Genomic DNA, 3,149 nt, shown 5'->3' with positions numbered 1-3,149 from the left:
GACGGGCTGGGACCGGCGCGGGTGCGGTTGCTCGGCGGAGCAGTGCTGGCCGAGCTGAGCGGCCGATTCGGACCGGCCGCCGCAGCCAAGGTGCATGCCGGGGAAGTCGTCGACGCCGACGGAGCCGTGGTCGACCACACGACGGTGCTGCCCGCCGACTCGGTGGTCTACCTCTACCGCGACCTGCCCGACGAGGTGCCGGTGCCGTTCGAGGTTCCGGTGCTCTACCGCGACGCTCACATCGTCGTCGTCGACAAACCGCACTTTTTGGCCACGATGCCGCGGGGCCGGCATGTCGCCCAGACCGCACTGGTGCGGCTGCGCCGGGAGCTGGACTTACCCGAGCTGAGTCCGGCGCACCGACTGGACCGTCTGACCGCCGGGGTGTTGCTGTTCACCGTCCGCAGGGAGGTTCGGGGTGCCTACCAGACGCTGTTCGCCCGCGCCGCGGTGCGTAAGACTTATCTGGCGCGCGCGGGTGTCGACCCGGACCTGACCTTTCCGCGGGTCGTCCGCAACCGCATCGTCAAGCGCCGCGGCCACCTGCAGGCGGTCTGCGAGCCCGGAGAGCCCAACGCCGAGACCTTGATCGAGGCGGAAGGGAACGGCCTGTACCGGCTCACGCCGCGCACCGGACGTACCCACCAGCTGCGGCTGCACATGGCTTCGCTGGGCCTGCCGATCGAGGGCGATCCGCTGTATCCGCGGGTTCTCGCGGTGGCCGACGACGACTTCAGCTCACCGCTGCGGTTGTTGGCGCACACTCTGGAATTCGTCGACCCGATCGATGGCCGGCAACGACGGTTCGTCAGCCGGGGAGCGGGGTAGATTGCATCATGGCCACCACCGCTGCGCCTTCCTTGCAACGGCTGCCGGTCGGTGGTCAGGGCCCGGAGGACGTTGCAATCCTCGGCGACCGCCTAGTCACCGGTGTCGCCGACGGCCGGGTGCTGAGCTTCAATCCAGACGGCACCGACATCGCAGTGGTGGCTGACACCGGCGGTCGCCCGCTCGGGATCGAGGCCATGCCGGACGGTCGGCTGCTGGTCTGCGATGCGGAGCGCGGTCTGCTGCGGGTGAACGTCCATGGCGGGGCGGTTCATCCCCTGAACACTGCTATCCACGGTCAGCCGATCAACTTGTGCAACAACGCCGCTGTCACCGCCGACGGCACGATCTATTTCACCGACTCCTCGCGCCACTATGGCCTCGACGCCTATCAGAGCGACGTCATCGAGCGCACCGCCTCCGGTCGTCTGATGCGTCGGGACCCCGCCGGTGAAGTGCAGGTCGTGCTCGATCAGTTGGAGTTCGCCAACGGAGTCGCGCTCGCCGACGACGAGTCATTTGTGGCGGTCGCAGAGACCGGTGCGGCCCGCGTTCTGCGGGTGTGGCTTACCGGGCCGCATGCCGGACAGGTCGAGGTGTTCGTCGACGACTTGCCGGGCATGCCCGACAACTTGTCGACCGGCACCGAGGGCCGGATCTGGGTGGCCATTGCTGCGCCCATGGTCAGCTTGTTGCACTTGGTGCACCGCGCCCCGCGACGCCTGCGCCGGCTGATCGGACGTGCTGCGACCTCGCTGAATCATCCGCCGACCATGCCGGCACGGGTCCTGGCGGTCGACCGGGACGGCGACATAGTCGGTCGGATCGAGGGCGCTCGACGCTGCGGCTACCGCATGGTGACCGGTGTGCGCGAATTCAACGGTTCGCTGTACCTCGGCAGCATCGTCGAGGACGCCGTCGCCGTGCTCTCTCCGGTGCCGCCGGTCAACACCGACCAGGTCGTCACCGTTCGGCGGCACCGTTGAGTGTTCGCCGGCGTCCGTCGGCTACCGCTGGCATGACGCACACCAGTAGGCAATCCGGTCACCGGTGTCGTCCTGCTTGATCGCTGTGCCGCAGCGGCGACATGGCTGGCCGGCGCGGCCGTATACCCATACCTGACGGCCGCCGCGGGTGTCACCGGTGGTAATGCGGTTCCAGCGGAAGCGGTTGAACCACAGCATCTCGCGAGCGCGGTTGACCAGTCGCAGCGGGTCGCCGACTGAGCTGACCGGCGAGCTCGGCAGTCGTCCGATGACGAAACAGATCTCGTTGCAGTACACGTTGCCGATCCCGGCCAGCACCCGCTGATCCAGCAGCGTCTCGGCCAGCGGTCGGTCCGGCACGGCCATCATGTTCGCCGCGGCCACCGCCGGGTCCCAGTCCACGCCCAGCAGATCAGGTCCCAGGTGCGCGACGACATCGTCGTCGTGGTCACGGTCGAGGATTTCCAGCACGCCGAGGTCGATGCCGAGAGCGCGGACATTCCCGGCTTCCAGCACGATCCGCACGCGGTGATCCGTGCGGCCCGGCCGGGTGCTCACGCGCCAACTGCCGTCCATCTTCATGTGCGAGTGAATGCTGGCCGGACCCACCCGGACGAACAGATGCTTACCGCGACTGACTATCTCGTCGACGGTGTGGCCGGCCAGGTCGACGGTGGCGAACCGTGGTACCCGGATGTCGCTGCGCGTCACTGTGCGACCGACCAGCGCTTTGCGCAGCGTGTCGGCGGTGTGAAAGACAGTGTCACCCTCGGGCATCAGCGCAACCGCAGTCCGCGCGGCGTACGCGCGAATCCGGCGCCGGACAACGCGGCGACCACCAACACCGGACGGGCGTGCGGATCCAGCACCGCTGCACCGTTGACCCGCTCCACCAGAATCGAGCTGACCCGTCCGGCGCCGACCAGTTCAGCCAGGGCCGCCGCCGCCGCCTGATGGGCGTCGGGGTCGTCGGTGAAACTCAGTAGCGAACGCCCGCCGCGCTCGAGGAACCAGGCCAGCTTCCCGTCGACGAGAACGACCAGCGCCCCGGCTTTGCGGCCCGGCCGGCCCGGACCGTCGTCGTCTGATGTGCGGGACGGCCACGGCAGCGCGGCGCCGTACGGGTTGGCCGGGTCAGCGGCGGCCAGCACCACCGCCCGGTACTCGGGGCGCTCCGGATCCACGTTGTCGAGGTAGCTGCGGAGCCGGTCCACTGTCGAGGCGACCGCGAATTGCGCACCGCCCAGCGATTCGACGAAATACCCGCGCTGGCAGCGCCCCGCGTCTTCCAGAGCGGTCAAGACCTTGTACAGGGTGGCGAACCCACCGGGAACC

Annotated in this window: 4 protein-coding genes; 2 read left to right on the top strand and 2 right to left on the bottom strand. The window is 68.8% G+C overall.

Features of this window, described 5'->3' with window-relative positions; all coding sequences use genetic code 11:
- Nucleotides 1-828, top strand: an 828-nt coding sequence (locus tag WA317_RS09110; protein ID WP_425172716.1) for a pseudouridine synthase, incomplete at its 5' end; no start/stop codon positions are given.
- An 8-nt stretch (nucleotides 829-836) separates the two neighbouring features.
- The gene (locus WA317_RS09105; protein WP_425172715.1) at nucleotides 837-1,814 is read left to right on the top strand and encodes an SMP-30/gluconolactonase/LRE family protein; all 978 of its coding nucleotides are present in this window, start codon (nucleotides 837-839) and stop codon (nucleotides 1,812-1,814) included.
- A 21-nt stretch (nucleotides 1,815-1,835) separates the two neighbouring features.
- Here the strand turns inward: WA317_RS09105 and nei2 are convergent, their stop codons facing one another.
- Together nei2 and WA317_RS09095 are read right to left on the bottom strand one after the other, a co-directional pair.
- Nucleotides 1,836-2,591: an endonuclease VIII Nei2 gene (gene nei2, locus WA317_RS09100; RefSeq protein WP_425172714.1), complete on the bottom strand. Its 756-nt coding sequence runs from the start codon at nucleotides 2,589-2,591 to the stop codon at nucleotides 1,836-1,838.
- Nucleotides 2,591-3,149, bottom strand: a 559-nt coding sequence (locus WA317_RS09095; RefSeq protein ID WP_425172713.1) for an Lhr family helicase, incomplete at its 5' end; no start/stop codon positions are given. The genes WA317_RS09095 and nei2, both read right to left, overlap by 1 nt.

It is taken from the genome of Mycobacterium sp., assembly GCF_049802695.1.
GTDB lineage: Bacteria > Actinomycetota > Actinomycetes > Mycobacteriales > Mycobacteriaceae > Mycobacterium.
Note: the sequence above shows the minus strand (reverse complement) of the source record. Positions and strands in the feature narration are given on the sequence as shown.